The 15,262-nt window shown below is 63.9% G+C and carries 11 protein-coding genes; 5 read left to right on the top strand and 6 right to left on the bottom strand.

The genetic code is table 11. The annotated features are described in order from the left end of the window. Nucleotides 1–36: 36 nt before the first annotated feature. Nucleotides 37–1,317, top strand: coding sequence for a guanine deaminase (gene guaD, locus Q7V46_RS00740; protein WP_304911581.1), 1,281 nt, complete (start codon nt 37–39; stop codon nt 1,315–1,317). A gap of 393 nt (nt 1,318–1,710) precedes the next feature. On the opposite strand, the gene Q7V46_RS00735 is transcribed toward guaD, so the two are convergent. The 3 genes from Q7V46_RS00735 to Q7V46_RS00725 are packed head-to-tail and all read right to left on the bottom strand — an operon-like array spanning nt 1,711 to nt 4,742. Then, nucleotides 1,711–2,709 carry a cytochrome d ubiquinol oxidase subunit II gene (locus Q7V46_RS00735; protein ID WP_304911614.1) on the bottom strand — a complete coding sequence of 333 codons (999 nt, stop codon included), beginning with the start codon at nt 2,707–2,709 and terminating at the stop codon, nt 1,711–1,713. Nucleotides 2,710–2,730: 21 nt separating this feature from the next. Continuing rightward, a complete protein-coding gene (locus Q7V46_RS00730; RefSeq protein ID WP_304911580.1) occupies nt 2,731–4,098 on the bottom strand; it encodes a cytochrome ubiquinol oxidase subunit I in 1,368 nt (455 codons plus the stop codon). Nucleotides 4,099–4,136: 38 nt separating this feature from the next. After that, a complete protein-coding gene (locus Q7V46_RS00725) occupies nt 4,137–4,742 on the bottom strand; it encodes a GbsR/MarR family transcriptional regulator (RefSeq protein WP_304911579.1) in 606 nt (201 codons plus the stop codon). Nucleotides 4,743–4,908: 166 nt separating this feature from the next. Here Q7V46_RS00725 and dcd point away from each other — a divergent pair, with 166 nt between their 5' ends. The 3 genes from dcd (at nt 4,909) to Q7V46_RS00710 (ending at nt 8,134) form a co-directional block, all read left to right on the top strand. Next, nucleotides 4,909–5,475 carry a dCTP deaminase gene (dcd, locus tag Q7V46_RS00720; RefSeq protein ID WP_304911578.1) on the top strand — a complete coding sequence of 189 codons (567 nt, stop codon included), beginning with the start codon at nt 4,909–4,911 and terminating at the stop codon, nt 5,473–5,475. 89 nt (nt 5,476–5,564) lie between these two features. Next, entirely contained in the window at nt 5,565–6,467 is a 903-nt protein-coding gene (locus tag Q7V46_RS00715) for a neutral zinc metallopeptidase (RefSeq protein ID WP_304911577.1), read from the top strand. Nucleotides 6,468–6,619: 152 nt separating this feature from the next. Then, on the top strand, nt 6,620–8,134 hold the full coding sequence (locus Q7V46_RS00710; RefSeq protein WP_304911576.1) for a DEAD/DEAH box helicase: 1,515 nt from the start codon (nt 6,620–6,622) through the stop codon (nt 8,132–8,134). Between the two features lie 38 nt (nt 8,135–8,172). Here Q7V46_RS00710 and Q7V46_RS00705 read toward each other — a convergent pair whose 3' ends face one another. Next, entirely contained in the window at nt 8,173–9,009 is an 837-nt protein-coding gene (locus Q7V46_RS00705; protein ID WP_304911575.1) for a symmetrical bis(5'-nucleosyl)-tetraphosphatase, read from the bottom strand. 9 nt (nt 9,010–9,018) lie between these two features. Between Q7V46_RS00705 and Q7V46_RS00700 the strand changes: the two genes are divergently transcribed. Next, the gene (locus tag Q7V46_RS00700; RefSeq protein WP_304911574.1) at nt 9,019–10,335 is read left to right on the top strand and encodes a hemolysin family protein; all 1,317 of its coding nucleotides are present in this window, start codon (nt 9,019–9,021) and stop codon (nt 10,333–10,335) included. Between the two features lie 27 nt (nt 10,336–10,362). Here Q7V46_RS00700 and Q7V46_RS00695 read toward each other — a convergent pair whose 3' ends face one another. Both Q7V46_RS00695 and Q7V46_RS00690 read right to left on the bottom strand, forming a co-directional pair. Further along, complete coding sequence (locus Q7V46_RS00695; protein ID WP_304911573.1) at nt 10,363–11,379, bottom strand: hypothetical protein; 1,017 nt, start codon at nt 11,377–11,379, stop codon at nt 10,363–10,365. Nucleotides 11,380–11,389: 10 nt separating this feature from the next. Further along, nucleotides 11,390–15,007: a hypothetical protein gene (locus tag Q7V46_RS00690; protein WP_304911572.1), complete on the bottom strand. Its 3,618-nt coding sequence runs from the start codon at nt 15,005–15,007 to the stop codon at nt 11,390–11,392. Nucleotides 15,008–15,262 lie beyond the last annotated feature (255 nt).

Raw genomic sequence — 15,262 nt, 5'->3', positions numbered from 1 at the left:
GGTAACCGCCCCGCCAACCGATCCTGTTCACCACCCATGCAAGGCTTTCGCGCTTCCATCCTGCGATTCACCGACGACGCCATTCCGGTCTTCGATGTGGACGGCCTTCTGGTGGTCGGTCCGTCCGGCACAGGCGTGAGCATGGTGCTGGCCGTGGGCGACCACGGATCCCTGGCGCCGCGGTTTCCTGGTCTGGCGGTGCAGGATCTTCGCGGCCGCATCATCGCGCCGGGTTTTGTGGACATGCATGTGCATTACCCACAGACCGACGTGATTGGCGCGCCCGCTGCAGGTCTGCTGCCCTGGCTGGAGGACTACACCTATCCACACGAATCTCGCTTTCACGAACCGGCTTACGCCAGCGAGGTCGCAGTCATTTTTTTCGATGAACTGCTCCGGCAAGGCGTGACCACTGCGCTCACTTTCGCCACGTCCCACGTGGCATCGGTGAACGCCGCATTCGATGAGGCCCGATCGCGTGGTCTGCGATTCATTACCGGCAAGGTCCTGCAGGATCGCCACAGCCCTGATGGTGTGCGGGACGAGACCGAGCAAAGCCTGATCGACACCGAGGCGCTCATCCGGCGCTGGCATGGCGTGGACCGGCTGGGTTACGCAATCACCCCGCGCTTTGCGCCCACCAGCACGCCCGAACAGCTGCGCGGCGCTGGCGCGCTGGCCGCGAAATACGCCGATGTGTGGATCCAGTCGCATGTGGCTGAAAACCTCGACGAGGTGCGATGGGCCAACGAACTGTTCCCGCAGTCGCGCAGCTACCTCGGTGTGTACGGCGACTTCGGACTGCTGCGTCAGCGCGCGGTGTACGCCCACTGCATCCATCTGGACGCAGAAGACCGTGCCCAGATGGCCCGCACCGGCGCCGTGGCCGCCGTGAGCCCCACCAGTAACCTCTTCCTGGGCAGCGGTTTTTTCGACTACCTCGCGGCCGACGCCGCCGGCATGCGCTACGGCCTGGCCAGCGACGTGGGCGGTGGCACCAGCTTCTCGCCCTTCCACACCATGCTGGCCGCCTATTACGTGGGCCGCGAAAACCAGACCAAACCCGGCCTGAGCCTGTCCCCCGGGCAGCTGTGGTGGCAGCACACCGCAGGCGCTGCGCGGGCGCTGGGGCTCGAGGGTGTGGTGGGCAACCTGCAGCCCGGCTGCGAAGCCGATTTCGTGGTGCTCGATCCCAACGCCACACCGCTGCTGGCCCGCAAAACCTCTCAGGCCAACAGCCTCGATGAATTGCTGTTCGCGCTGATCGTGCTGGGGGATGACCGGGTTGTGGTTCAGACGGTGGTGGCTGGGGGCTGACTTCCCTGTCGCCTTGTCTCGCACGTTCTTTTTGGTGCGACTTATTGTGAGTGGCTTTTGTGGCGGGGCGGGTGGGCCGGGTGTCCGTTCTCCGGTCCAGCTCGCGGGCGGCTTTCAGTGGACGCTGCCGTGACTGCGTCAATACCTTGATTGGCACACAGGCTCTGTGGCAACCGCGAATCGTCCCTGCGCCCGCGCACCCAACCCACCCATCCTGGAAAAGTGCAGGCTCGCCAGCAAGGGAAGAACATGCAGCGTTTCCGGAGCGAAATGTCCCTATCCAGGGCACCTGTGGAACCGGCTTCGCCGGGCCACCAGGTGCGTCCCCCCTCGAAGTGCCGAAGGCGCGCCACGGAGGGGGGGAAGCCGCGTCAGCGGCGCAGGGGGGTGTTCCTAGCCATACGTCAATGCCCGCGCTTTCCCCCAGAACACCCGGTACATGAAGATGGTGTAGCCGATGATCACGGGCAGCGTGATCGCCACGCCCACGAAGATCACGGTGAGCGACTCGGTCGCAATGGCTGCTTCCCACACCGTCATCTGTCCGATCACGATGTCCGGGTAGATGCTGTACGACAGACCGAAGAAGGCCAGCACGAAGATCAGCACCGTGGCCACGAACACCACCCAGCCGTAGCCGGCCTTCACCACGTCCGGGTGGGTCACCACCCAGCGCACCGCAAAGAACGCCACGGCGCAGCTCAGCGGCACCGGCAGCAGAGCAAACACCTCGGGAAAGCCGAACCATTTGTCGATCACTGCCGGGTTCACCAGTGGGGTGGCGGCGGAGATGGCTACCAGCGCAAAACCCATGGGCCAGAGCACGCGCCGGGCCCATTGCACCGCACGTTCCTGTAGCTCACCCTCGGCCTTCATGATCAGCCAGCCCGCTCCAAGGAGTGTGTAGGCCGCCGGGAGCGTGAGGGCGATGCCCAGGCTGAATGCCAGACCCAGCAGGCCCTTGTCGAAGCCGGTGATGTAGCTGCCCAGCATCCAGCCCTGCGCGCTGCTGGCCAGGAGCGAACCAGCGAAGAACGCCCGGTTCCAGAACGCCTTGTAGGCAAGTGGCGCCTTTACCCGGAAGTCGAACGCCACGCCTCGCAGGATCAGTCCGATCAGCATCACGGCCACCGGCAGGTACAGGGCCTGCAGCACCAACCCGTGGGCAAACGGGAACGCCACCAGCAAAACGCCCACGCCCAGCACCAGCCAGGTTTCGTTGGCATCCCAGAACGGACCGATGCTGGCGATCATGATGTCCTTTTGTGCATCATCCGCCAGCGGTAGCAGCAGGCCCACACCCAGGTCGTAGCCGTCGAGCACCACGTAGGCGAGCAGTGACAGGCCCATCACGGCCAGAAAGATCAGGGGAAGCCATTCGGCCCAGGTCATGTTCATCGGATGCTCCTGACTTCAGACGCCGGCTTTGCCGAGGTCGGCTTCGTGACCGGGCAAAGGGGCGTGCTTGAAGGGGTTTTCGGCCATGTACTTGAGCACCCCGATGTAAGTGACCAGCAGCAGCCCGTAGACGATCAGGTAGGCGGTGAGGGTGAGCGCGATCATGGGCGGCGCGATCTGGGTCGCCACCTCGCTGGTGCGAAGCAGGCCGTGCACCACAAAGGGCTGTCGACCGATTTCAGTCACGTACCAGCCCGAGAGCGTGGCCACCCAGCCCGAGAAGGTCATGCCCGCGAGCACATACAGCAGCGGTCGTGGCAGTTGCACCTTGCCACTGGCACTTTGCCCACGCCGGCGCCACAACTGCCAGGCGGCGAACCAGGCCACGGCGAGCATCAGCGTGCCCACGCCCACCATCACCCGAAACGCCCAGAACACCGGCGCAACCGGTGGGTGAGCGTCTGGAAATTCGTTGATTCCCTTGACCTCGCCGTTGAGGTCGTGCGTGAGGATGAGGCTGGCGAGCTTGGGGATCTTGATCGCGTAGTGGGTCGTGCCGGAGGCCTGGTCCGGGATGCCGAAAAGGGTCAGCGGGGCACCGGATTCGGTTTCCCAGATGCCTTCCATGGCCGCCACCTTGGCGGGCTGGTGCTCCAGCGTGTTGAGGCCGTGCAGGTCGCCCGCGAAAAACTGGACCGGAATCACCAAGGCCGCGGCCACCAGGGCGCTGCGCATGGCCTTGTGGGTGCCGGCGGTGGCGCTGCCCTTGATGATCTGCCAGGCGCACAGACCGGCGATCAGGAACGATGCCGTGAGTGCAGAGGCCAGCAGCTTGTGGGCCAGCCGGTAGGGGAACGAGGGGTTGAACACCACCGCGAACCAGTCGGTGGGGATGAACTGACCGTCCACGATTTCAAAGCCGGCCGGTGTCTGCATCCAGGAATTCAGGCTCAGGATCCAGAATGCCGACATGGTGGTGCCAAACGCCACGAGAAACGTGGCGATCAGGTGCACGCGTTCCGACACCCGTCCACGGCCGAACAACATGATGCCGAGGAAGCTGGCCTCGAGGAAGAACGCGGTGAGCACCTCGTAGCCCAGCAGCGGGCCGGAGATGTTGCCTGTGCGCTCCATGAAGCCGGGCCAGTTGGTGCCAAACTGGAAGCTCATGACGATGCCGGAGACCACGCCCAATGCGAAGGTCAGCGCAAACACCTTGGTCCAGAAGTAATAAGCCTCTTCCCAGGCGGGATCGCGCGTCTTGATGAAGCGCAGCCGGAAGAACAACAGGAACCAACACAACGCGATGGTGATGGTGGGAAACAGGATGTGAAAGCTGATGTTGGCCGCGAACTGCATGCGCGACAGGATCAAGGCGTCCATGGGGGTTTTCCGGTTGGGCGTGTCAGAGAATCAGGCAATCAGGCGGCGGCGTCCAGCGACGGTTCCGGTGGCGGCTCCGTGCGCTTGGACGACCTGCCTGTGAGACGGTCCTTCAGTTCCAGCACGCGTGTCACCTTGGTGCCCATACCCATCAGCTGCATGGCAGTTTCCGGCGCGAGCTTCTGCACGTCGTCGAACCAGGTCATCAGGCGGTCGATCAGGTCGTGCATTTCGCGCATGCGGGCCTGCGCATGGCGTTCGGCATCGTTGGTGGGTTTTTCCAGCAAGGCCGTGCGCAGCATCGACAACGTGGGCTCCACCTCGCGTCGGCGCCGTTCTTCCGCCAGCACACGGAAAATCTCCCATACGTCGGCCGGAGCTTCGAAATATTCGCGCCGGTCGCCCGGCTGGTGGCGCAGGCGCACCAGGCGCCACGCCTGCAGTTCCTTCAGGCCCATGCTCACGTTGGATCGGGAGAACTCCAGGGTCTCGGCGATTTCGTCGGCATTGAGCGCGCGCGACGAAATGAACAGCAGGGCATAGATCTGGCCAACGGTGCGGTTGATGCCCCATCGGCTGCCCATTTCGCCGAAATGGGCCACGAACTCGCGGTTCAGAGGAGGGAGGTGTTCTTGCAGTGACATGCCAGAAATGTAGCCAGTTCCGTCTGAATTTTCAGTAATTACTGAAAATACATGAGCAGTTGTGAGGCCATTTCTGGAAGGCTGGCGCAGCCTGAGCGTCAGAGAATGCCGATGGCGTTGCAGGAACCGGACTTTCATGTCGTGCATCTCCCTACAATGACTCCCCATGAGCATCAAAAGCGACAAATGGATTCGGCGCATGGCCGAGCAGCACGGCCTGATCGATCCCTTCGAGCCCGGTCAGGTGCGCGAGGTCGACGGCAAGCGCGTCATCAGCTATGGCACCAGCAGCTACGGCTACGACATCCGCTGTGCGCCCGAGTTCAAGGTGTTCACCAACATCCACAGCACCGTGGTCGACCCGAAGAATTTCGACGAAAAGAGCTTCGTCGACATGCACGGCGACTATTGCATCATTCCGCCCAACAGCTTTGCGCTGGCGCGCACGGTGGAATATTTCCGCATACCGCGCAACGTGCTCACGATCTGCCTGGGCAAGAGCACCTATGCGCGCTGCGGCATCATCGTCAACGTGACACCTTTCGAGCCCGAATGGGAGGGGTACGTGACGCTGGAGTTCAGCAACACCACGCCACTCCCGGCCAAGATCTATGCTGGCGAGGGCTGTGCCCAGGTGCTGTTCTTCGAGAGTGACGAAGTCTGCGAAACCAGCTACCGCGACCGCGGCGGCAAGTACCAGGGCCAGGTCGGCGTCACATTGCCCAAGGCCTGAAGAGCTCAGGCAAACGCCCCGGCGAGGCTGGCGTTGCCCCGTGCGCCACGGTATGAGTACAACTGGCACCCAACCCGAGGAATGCGTCCATGAAGTGGGAAAAAAACCGCCAGTCTGACCAGGTGGAAGACCGCCGTTCGCAAACCGGCCGAGGGGGCATGTTCGGTGGCGGGGGGCGCGGTGGTGGCGGCCGCAACATCGGGCTGGGCACCATCGTGGTCGCATTGGTGGCGGGCTGGATATTCGGCATCAATCCCATCACCATCCTGGGAGCGCTCAGCGGCGGTGGCGATCTGGTGGCGCCGACCGAACAGTCCCAGACCGCCCCCGGGCCAACGCAGGCACCCACCGACGACATGGGTCGTTTCGTGGCCGCCGTGCTCGGTGGCACCGAAGATGTGTGGGGCCCCATGTTCCAGCAGGCTGGATCCACCTACCAGAAACCGCGCCTGGTGCTTTTTAGGGGTGCCACGCCAACGGCGTGTGGCACCGGCCAGTCGGCCATGGGGCCGTTCTACTGCCCGGGCGACCAGAAGGTCTACATCGATCTCAGTTTTTACGACACGCTGCGCAGCCAGCTGGGCGCACCGGGCGACTTCGCGCAGGCGTACGTGATTGCGCACGAAGTGGGTCACCACGTGCAGAATCTGCTGGGCATCACCGGCAAGATGGACCAGATGCGCGGTCGTGTCAGCCAGCGCGAATACAACGCCATGAGTGTGAAGCTGGAGTTGCAGGCCGACTGTTTCGCCGGAATCTGGGCCCACCACAATCACAGAACCGGCGCCATCCTGGAGCCTGGCGATGTGGAGGAAGCGCTGAACGCGGCTGCGGCCATCGGTGACGACGCCCTGCAACGCAAGAGTCAGGGCCAGATCGTGCCCGACAGCTTCACCCATGGGACGAGTGCGCAACGTCAGCGCTGGTTCAACACCGGTCTGCAGACGGGCAGCGTGCAGGCTTGTGACACGTTCAGTTCAAAAAGTCTTTGACATTCCCTGCTTCGGAATGTGACTCGCCGCCCAGGCTGTGGCCGGACGGAGACGATTCCAATGCGACCGGGGCGGTTCTGCTTGAGTCATTTAGAGCGCTTTTCAGCGAAAAATCGTCAAAGTGAGACAATAACGGGCTAACTTTGAAGCCAATGACCCAATCTTTCTCCGAACTTTCCCTCTCTCCCTTGCTTGAGAAGGCCGTGGCCGAAATGGGCTACGAGAACATGACGCCGATTCAGGCGCAAGCGATTCCCGTGGTGCTGCAAGGCCGTGACGTGATGGGCGCAGCCCAGACCGGCACCGGCAAGACCGCCGCCTTCACACTGCCGCTGCTGCAGCGCATGATGAAGCACGACAACAGTTCCACGTCGCCCGCACGCCACCCGGTGCGTGCGCTGGTGCTGCTGCCCACGCGTGAACTGGCTGATCAGGTGGCCGAGCAGGTGAAGCTCTACGCCAAGTACACCAACCTGCGCAGCATGGTGGTGTTCGGTGGCATGGACATGAAACCTCAGACCGCCGAACTGAAGAAGGGCGTGGAGGTGCTGGTGGCCACGCCAGGGCGCCTGCTGGACCACATCGAGGCCAAGAACTGTGTGCTCAACCAGGTCGAGTACGTGGTGCTCGACGAAGCCGACCGCATGCTCGATATCGGCTTTCTGCCCGATCTGCAGCGCATCCTCTCGTATCTGCCCAAGCAGCGCACCACGCTGCTGTTCTCGGCCACGTTCTCACCTGAAATCAAGCGGCTGGCCAACAGCTACCTGCAAGACCCGGTGACCATCGAGGTCGCGCGCTCCAATGCCACAGCCTCCACCGTGGAGCAGCACTTCTACCGCGTGGACGACGACGACAAACGCGCCGTGCTCAAGCAGATCCTTCGCGATCGCGGCCTCAAGCAGGCCTTCGTGTTTGTCAACAGCAAGCTGGGTTGCGCGCGCCTGGCCCGCTCGCTGGAGCGTGAAGGCCTCAACACCACCGCACTGCACGGTGACAAAAGCCAGGATGAACGCCTGAAAGCCCTCGACGCATTCAAGTCCGGCGCGGTCGACCTGCTGGTGTGCACCGATGTGGCCGCGCGCGGCCTGGACATCAAGGATGTGCCTGCGGTGTTCAACTTCGACATTCCATTCAACGCCGAAGATTATGTGCACCGCATCGGCCGCACCGGTCGCGCAGGTGCGTCGGGCCTGGCGGTGTCATTTGTGAGTGGGCGAGATGCCCGGCTCATGGGGGATCTTGAAAAGCTGCTGGGCAAGAAGCTCGAACTTGAAGCCCTGGAGCTCGAAGCCGACCGCCGTCCAGCTGGCCACTTCAACGATGGGCAGCGTGCATGGCAGCAGGGCGAAGGCAGCGAGCGACCGGCGCGAGAAGCGCGAGCACCGCGCAGTGAAGCGCCACCGCCACGTGCTCCGAGAGCACCACGCCCGCCCGCAGATCCCTTGTTTGACAAGCCCTACGAGCCGACCATCGCAGCGGATGCCCAGCCGCCATCGTGGGAGCAATCCCAGCGGCCAGCGGCGCGCAGCGCCTCTCCCAACATCAAGAGCCGCAAGAAGGTCCCCGCCCTGTTCAAGCGTGCCGAGGTGCAAGCAGCGCCGCCAGAGCCCGCAGTGGCGGAGGAGCCGCAGCAGCATCCCGCCATCGAACAGAGCGAGCGCTGAATCCCTCTGGCAGCGCGCGTCGAAGGCGTTGCATTGCCTCAGTTCATGCCAGGTTTACAAGTCTGTGCACAGGGCATAGAGATGATCTCGCTGACCTTGCCAGGCGATGAGATGCGGGCTGCTGTCAGGCTACCTCCCCACACACAGCCGGTGTCCAGCGGCAGCACGCCTGCGGATCCTGCGCCTTGCAGCGTGGACCAGTGCCCGAAAGCCACCGACACCCCTCTGGTCCGGCGTTCCGGGACGTCGAACCAGGGCATGTATCCCTCAGGCGCAGTGGCTGCGCTGTCCTTGCTGTCAAACTCCATGACGCCCTGCGCCGAACAGAAACGAAGCCGCGTCAGGGCATTGACCACCACCCTCAAGCGTTCAGCCCCTGCAAGATCGTCCTGCCACTGCGAGGGCTCGTTACCGTACATGTGGTGCAGGAAGTCCACCCAGTCCGGGCTTCGCAACACGGCTTCCAGTTCACCAGCCAGCTGCAGCGTCAGCGCGACATCCCACTGCGGCAGCACGCCGGCGTGCACCATCAGCCAGCCGTGTTCGAACATGGCCATGGGACGGGCGCGCAACCAGTCGAGCAATGCGCCGCGATCCGGCGCGCTCAGAATGTCGCCCACGGTGTCGCTGCGGTGCGGCTTGCGCACGCCCTGGGCGGTGGCGAGCAGATGCAGGTCATGGTTGCCCAGAAGGCAGTGTGCCGAACCTTCCAGTGCGGTCAGGCGGCGCAGCACCGCCAGCGATAGTGGCCCCCGGTTGACCAGATCCCCCAGCAGGTAGAGCGTGTCCCTGCTGCGCGAGAACCCGACCTTTTCCAGCAGTTGCCCCAAGGCCTCGTCGCAGCCCTGCACGTCGCCGATCATGTAAAGTGCCATCCACAAATTATGGACATATTGCTGATTGCCTTTTTGACCTTGCTCAGCGGTGTCTTTTCCATGACGGAAATCGCTGTGGTGTCCAGTCGTCGCGTTCGGATCGAAACGCTGGCGGCCAGCGGAGACAAGGGCGCCGTGGCCGTGATGCGGCTGCAGGACAACCCCACCCAGTTTTTCTCCACCATCCAGATGGGCAATACCACGATTGCCCTGCTCAACGGCATCGTGGGCGAAGGTGCGTTTGGCGCCGGACTGAGTCTCACCTTCGAGCGCTGGGGCATGTCGACAGGGGTCGCCAATGCCCTGGGTACGGCCGTGGTGGTGATTGGCGTGACCTACATCACCATCGTGTTCGGTGAACTCGTCTCCAAGCGCATCGGTCAGAGTGCACCCGAGCAGATCGCACGATGGATGGCACGCCCCGTGCTGTTTCTGGCCACCGCGGCCAAACCTTTTGTGGCCTTGCTGGCCCTTTCCACCAATCTGGTGCTGCGCCTGCTGCGCATTCCTTCAGAGTCCCCCAAGGACGTGACCGAAGCGGAGCTGCAGGCGCACCTGGAGCACGGTGTGGACGCCGGCATCATTGAGGAGCACGAGCACCAGATGGTGCGAAATGTGTTCCTGCTCGATGACCGGCAGCTCACTTCCATCATGGTGCCGCATTCGGAAATCAAGTGGCTCGATGCACAGGACACCATCGACATTGCCGTGCAGAAGGCCTGGACCACGGGCCATTCCTGGTACCCGGTTTGCCGAGGAGGCCTTGACGATGTGGTGGGCGTGATCCATTTGCCGCACTTGCTGTCGTTGCAGGCCGATGGCGTGAACGGGGCCATTCGCGAACATGTGCAGCCAGCGGTGTTCGTGCCCGAGACCCTCAGCGGCATGGAGTTGCTGGAACAGTTCCGCGAACGTTCCACCCGTATGGCCCTGGTGGTGGACGAGTACGGCGTGGTGCAGGGGCTGCTCACGCCGCTGGACATGCTGGAGGCCATCACGGGTGAACTTTCACCACAGGCATCGGTCGATGCCTGGGCCACCCAACGCGAGGACGGGGCCTGGCTGGTCGACGGCGCGATGCCTGTGGCCGAACTCAAGTCCCGCCTGGCCATCGATGAACTGCCAGATGAAGACAAGGGCCGGTACAACACGGTGGCCGGCCTGATGCAGACGGTGGCCGGTGATCTGCTCGACCTGCATCAGCAGGTGGACTGCGCGGGGTGGCGCTTTGAGGTGCTGGTTCTGGACGGCCGTCGCATCGACCAGGTGCTGATTTCAGCGATCCTGCAAGAAGGCGACGAGTCCGAAGACGCTGCCACCACCTGAACCACAGACCCCTTGTGGGATGCCATCTCAGGCGGGCGCGGCAAATCGATCACCGTTCCAGCGCCAGCCAATGAAAGCCGCCAGCGCAGAGCGCGCGATCATCGCCGGCGGGTAGAGCAGCGCGAGTTCGTCGCCCAGCAGCGTTTCACCCGCGATCAGGCCTGTGAGGTTGATCCATTGCGTCAGCGTTCCTGCCTGGCCCAGCGATGTCGGCAGCGCCAGGGGTGAAGGATGGATCCAGCCGGCCTGCGAGAGAAAAGGGGCCAGATCCACATACCGGCGGTCCTCTGCGGGATCAATGGCCACAGCAGTGCTTGACGCGCGCAGGGCCACCCAGCGGGCCTCTGGCACCAGCGCCCCTTCACCCAGTTCCCGCGCCACGGCCCGGAAGGGTTCGGTATCGGGCGACTCAGGCCGCGCGATGACCACGGCGTCCACGGTCGGATCGTGCAGCACGTTGCCAGGAAAGACTGCCAGCCGTCGCCCGAGCACACCCATCAAGAGTGATTCGTCCAGACCGGTCGGCTCGGCCCCCGGGAGGTTGGCGGGAAGGGCGGGGCGAGGCGCGCGAAGTGGCAATTGGCATCCAAGGGCTTGCACTTGAGCGCGCGCCTCCATCAGCGGCGTGGCAAAGTCGGCGCGCACATGGAGCGTGGGAAGCACGCTGGGGTGTGCAGGGCCGGGTGGCCGGTCATTGCCGATGTCGACAAAGCCCACTGGCGTTGAGCCGATCAGGGACACGCTTTGCGGCGGTGGCGCGGCCACCCCCAGGGCACTGGCCACGGCAGAAGCGCGGGTCTCGTGCAGGCCGGCACGCTCCAGCAGATTCAGGTAACCCCCGATCTCGGTGATGTTGAGCGGTGCCGGTATGCGTGCGGGGAACACGTCGCCCTGGTGCGCCAGTCGCTGCAGCAGGATGCGCTGGGCTTCGAGCACGTCGGGGCGCACCCCCGAACGCATGATTTCGATCAGCACGTCCATCATGCTGGTGAACGCCTGGTCGCTGGCTGTGGCCGCAGATGCAGCGGGTTGGGTCTCGGGCATGGTGTTCTCCTCAGATCAGGCCAAGGGCGGTGAGCCAGGCGGTGCTCGCCGGTGTTCGGTTGCCGCCTTCCTTCTTGTCGTAGGCGGCCAGCAGCAGCTCGGCTTTGTCTTTGGGCAGGCCGGCGCCACCGGTGAGCGCACCAATCTTGCTGGCGGCAAACAGCAAGGCCTTGGTGGGGTCGCCGGTATTGCCGGCGGCGATCAGGTAGGACGGCGCGTTTTCCTTGAGGTCCTTGAGCGCCGCATCGACAGGTGACGAAGCCGCCTTCTTTTCGTCTGACGCTTTTTCTGCTGCCGTCTTCGACTTGAACACGTCCACGCTCGCAGCCAGTGCCTTGTCGGCCATCTGGGTGGCCGATGCCAGTGCGTCCTTGCGTGCCGCCTCGGCGCTGTCGATGGTCTTGCCGCCCAGGGCTGTGAGCACGCTGTGACCCAGGAAGTCGGTGGAGAAGCCTTGCGCTGCGGCGCCGCCAGTGGCCAGGGCCTGGGCGAGGGCTCCCAGTCCATTGCTGCCGCCATCACCCGCCACATTGTTCACGATGGTGGGTGTCGCAGCCAGGGCAGAAGCGGCGCTCAGGCCCGCGAGGTTGTTGGTTCGAAATCCCACGTTGCCGATGGCTGTGGCCTCGTCTGCGGGTGAGTCCTGCCAGTTCCAGAAGCGGGTGAGATCGATCTTTTCTGCTGCGGAGCAGTTCCCGAGGACGGCTTCACCCAGCACGCCACGGGTGGGCAAGGTGAAGTGCGATTGGGGTGGCGAAAAGGCCTCGCGGTGGAACTGGGTCAGTGCATCCTGCACCGACGCAGTGGTGAGCGGCTCACGGTCTTCGGCATCTTCGGCATCGGGATCGCCTGCAAGCGCCACCGCCAGCGAAGCGGGGATGGAGAAGGGCATCACCATGCAGTTGCCGTAGTAACCCAGTACCTGGTTGCAGATGCAGTTGAGCAAGGGCACGTGCTGGCTCGGGTCGGTCATGCCGTCGGCGTCCAGTCCGCTGGCCGGAAGGCCGATGGTGTAACCCTCCAGCATCACCACGCGCTCTTCAGGCGTGAGCGATGACCACACAGCCTTGGAATAGACCAGCGTATGGCGCACCACATGCTGCAGCGTACGTTCGATTTTCATGAGGTCGCGAAAACTCAGGCTGGGGTTGGTTTCGACGGCGGCAATCGGCAGTCCCCCGGGTGGAAGCTCGACCAGGCTGCTCAGGCCATCGGCGGCGCGCGATGGTGCCACCCCGTTGGGCAAGGCACGAAACGTCGTGACCATTGGCCCTCCAATTTCGGCTTCAAGCTGGGCCGGCGTGAGGCGAACCGAGGTTTCGATAGAGGCGGGATTGAAACCCGGCAACAGGTTCTGGATTGCGAGCAGGGCCTGGTACTGCGGGTTCTTGGCGGGGTCCAGCGGGTAGTTCAGGGTGTCGAACCAGCGCCGGATCTCAAAGGCGATGATCTCGCTTGGGTCCACCGAATCCGGAATCAGCAATGAGCCGGTCATGCCCACCATCGGTCCCTCTTCCCGCAATCGCCGCAGCTCACCCACGAACTCGATCTGCGTGCCGAACTGCTTGCCCGGAATCACGGTCAGGGGTGAATCGAGTTGCACTGGCCCCAGTTGCCTGCCGCCGCGCAGCAGCACGCGCACCGACAAGCGCTCGTAGGGTATGAAGCGACCCCGCAAGGAAAACACCATGGTTTGTGCTGCCGGTCCAGCGATGTTGACGTTCGATCGCGGATTGGCGGCGAAGTCTTCCAGAAGTCGCAAGCCCTCGCGGTGGCGTTGCGGCAGGCTGGGCTGGATCACATCGCTGTGGCGGTGCATCAATGCGTAGCGGGCAAGCACCTCGCTGCGCGTGTCCACGCCCGCTGTGTTCGTGAGCTCCAGTTGCTGCCCGGCCGGCAGGAATCGCACCACGTCCAGCGGAACGAAACACACCAGATTGACGCCTTCGACCTCGGTGGTGCTGATGAACTTGCGCAGCACCTCCCAGTACTGCATGGTCAGTGCATGGGCCTTGTTGTGGTTGGTGATGACCTTGGTGGTCACCGTTTCGCGATCGGTCTCGGTGGCCAGACGGATCGACGAGCGCTGTGCACTGCGGCGTGCCGAGGCCTGTCGCTCCACGCTGCGATGCATGTCTTCGGCGGCGGTGCTGGTGTAGCTGCGTGCGCCATCCAGTGCGCTGCGGGTGCTGCCGTTGTTGCTGCTTTTGCCGCCGCCACCCCCGGCCCCGATGCCGATGGCCACCGGGCCCAGAATGGCGCCGATACCACCCGCCACGCCCCAGCTGGACGAACGCGCCTCGTTGCGGTAGCTTGATGAGGCCGCCACATGTTCTTCGAAAGCCGAGGAAAACACGGCCTGTGACGACGCGTCCTCGCGCAGCGAGGAATGCTGTCGTTCAGCGATGTCGAGTTGCTCTATTTCGCGCACCGAAGCGCTGGCCACGCGTTCGGAGATGGCGATGCGCTGCTGCTCACCGGGAGCCAGTGGCAGGGAGTACAGCAGGTTGCCCAGCGCAAGGCCCTGGAACTTCCATACCTGTGCCAGATTGAGCACATAGCCCAGTCCCAGCGTGCCGGCCATGGGTACGGTGCGTTCCGCGCCAATGGTATTGCCCCGTACGCCGATGAGCTGGTCCCGGAAGCCGTCGACGCTGATCGGTTTGTCCACCGGCAGGCGTTCGACAAAGCGCGTGGTGGAAGCACCCAGTGCCAGTGTCAGCGAGGGGTTCCAGTCCGGGACCATCATGGCCAGTGCGGTGGTCGGTGGTGCGCCCGTGGTACCAGGCAACCGTGGAATGAACACGCGGTTGACGGTGGTGGTGCGGGGTTCGATCAGGCGAACCAGCATCTTGTAGGGAAAGCGGCGCACGGCGGTGTCCTGCTCGAAGGTGATGCCGCAGGCGTCGTGGCCCAGTTGCACCTTGACGGTGGGGATCGGGTGCCCACCGACGTCCTTGCCAGCGGTCACGCCGGGCAGGTCTTCCACCAGATCGATCAGCGCGCCGATGATGCCTTGCGGCAAGGGGCGCAGCGCGCGAGACATGACCAGTTCGCCCAGGGCCTGCCGGCCCTGGCCGGGCAGAACGGCGACCACGCTGGCGGTGGCGTTGTCTGCGCCAGTGATGCGCAACCCCAGGCCTTCGGCCAGCCACTGTTTTCGCTGCGCCTCGGTCACAGGGGGCAGGGCCAGCGTGAACACGCCCAGCTCGTCGGTCAGCACACCGCGCCCCAGGGGCGAGCTCTGGTGCGGCAAGGTGGGCTGCACGCTCACACGCGGCGCCGGACTGCGGTCCGGGTTGAGCAGCATGCCTCGCACCTGGCTGGGCAGCGCGCGCACTTCAGGCAACAGCTCGCGAGCGATCTTGGCATGCTCGTGCAAGGTGCCGAGCCCTACCCTGAAGTGGGTGACGTCGCTCACACGGGTGGCCAACAGGCGCTGCTTGTTGTCGTCGCTCAGGCTTGCCAGCTCTCTTTCGTTGGTGTCGATCAGATCGATGCTGGGCAGGAAGCGCCGGGACAGCATGGCGGTATCGATGGACACGCTGGCGTTGCTCAGTCCCTCGCGTTCGTCCGTCGCGCTGGCAGCGTCCGGGTTACCGGGTGCAGGCCTTTTGTCTGTGGCCATGGTCCGTCTCCTTGGGTCCGCTCTGAAGGGGCGTGCAGAGCGGCGGAGACCCTGCCATGGCAATTCTGGGACGGCAGTCAAACGCTCACATCCTCACTCGATGGGAGCGAACCCCGCTGTTTCACATATTCAGGGGATGCGCCTGCATGTGCTTGGGATGGGTCCGGAAACGGGACGGGTCGGCGCTCAAGGCGCCGCTGGTCCAGCAGGACGAAGCGTATGCATGCGCCACGTCACCTGATTTCGTTCTCGTCG

It is taken from the genome of Hydrogenophaga sp. (assembly GCF_030651625.1).
Taxonomy (GTDB): Bacteria; Pseudomonadota; Gammaproteobacteria; order Burkholderiales; family Burkholderiaceae_C; genus Hydrogenophaga.
Note: the sequence above shows the minus strand (reverse complement) of the source record. Positions and strands in the feature narration are given on the sequence as shown.

Coding starts and splice junctions, on each gene's coding strand:
- guaD (WP_304911581.1), top strand. CDS start 37: ATGCAAGGCTTTCGCGCTTCCATCCTGCGATTCACCGACGACGCCATT.
- Q7V46_RS00735 (WP_304911614.1), bottom strand. CDS start 2,709: ATGACCTGGGCCGAATGGCTTCCCCTGATCTTTCTGGCCGTGATGGGC.
- Q7V46_RS00730 (WP_304911580.1), bottom strand. CDS start 4,098: ATGGACGCCTTGATCCTGTCGCGCATGCAGTTCGCGGCCAACATCAGC.
- Q7V46_RS00725 (WP_304911579.1), bottom strand. CDS start 4,742: ATGTCACTGCAAGAACACCTCCCTCCTCTGAACCGCGAGTTCGTGGCC.
- dcd (WP_304911578.1), top strand. CDS start 4,909: ATGAGCATCAAAAGCGACAAATGGATTCGGCGCATGGCCGAGCAGCAC.
- Q7V46_RS00715 (WP_304911577.1), top strand. CDS start 5,565: ATGAAGTGGGAAAAAAACCGCCAGTCTGACCAGGTGGAAGACCGCCGT.
- Q7V46_RS00710 (WP_304911576.1), top strand. CDS start 6,620: ATGACCCAATCTTTCTCCGAACTTTCCCTCTCTCCCTTGCTTGAGAAG.
- Q7V46_RS00705 (WP_304911575.1), bottom strand. CDS start 9,009: ATGGCACTTTACATGATCGGCGACGTGCAGGGCTGCGACGAGGCCTTG.
- Q7V46_RS00700 (WP_304911574.1), top strand. CDS start 9,019: ATGGACATATTGCTGATTGCCTTTTTGACCTTGCTCAGCGGTGTCTTT.
- Q7V46_RS00695 (WP_304911573.1), bottom strand. CDS start 11,379: ATGCCCGAGACCCAACCCGCTGCATCTGCGGCCACAGCCAGCGACCAG.
- Q7V46_RS00690 (WP_304911572.1), bottom strand. CDS start 15,007: ATGGCCACAGACAAAAGGCCTGCACCCGGTAACCCGGACGCTGCCAGC.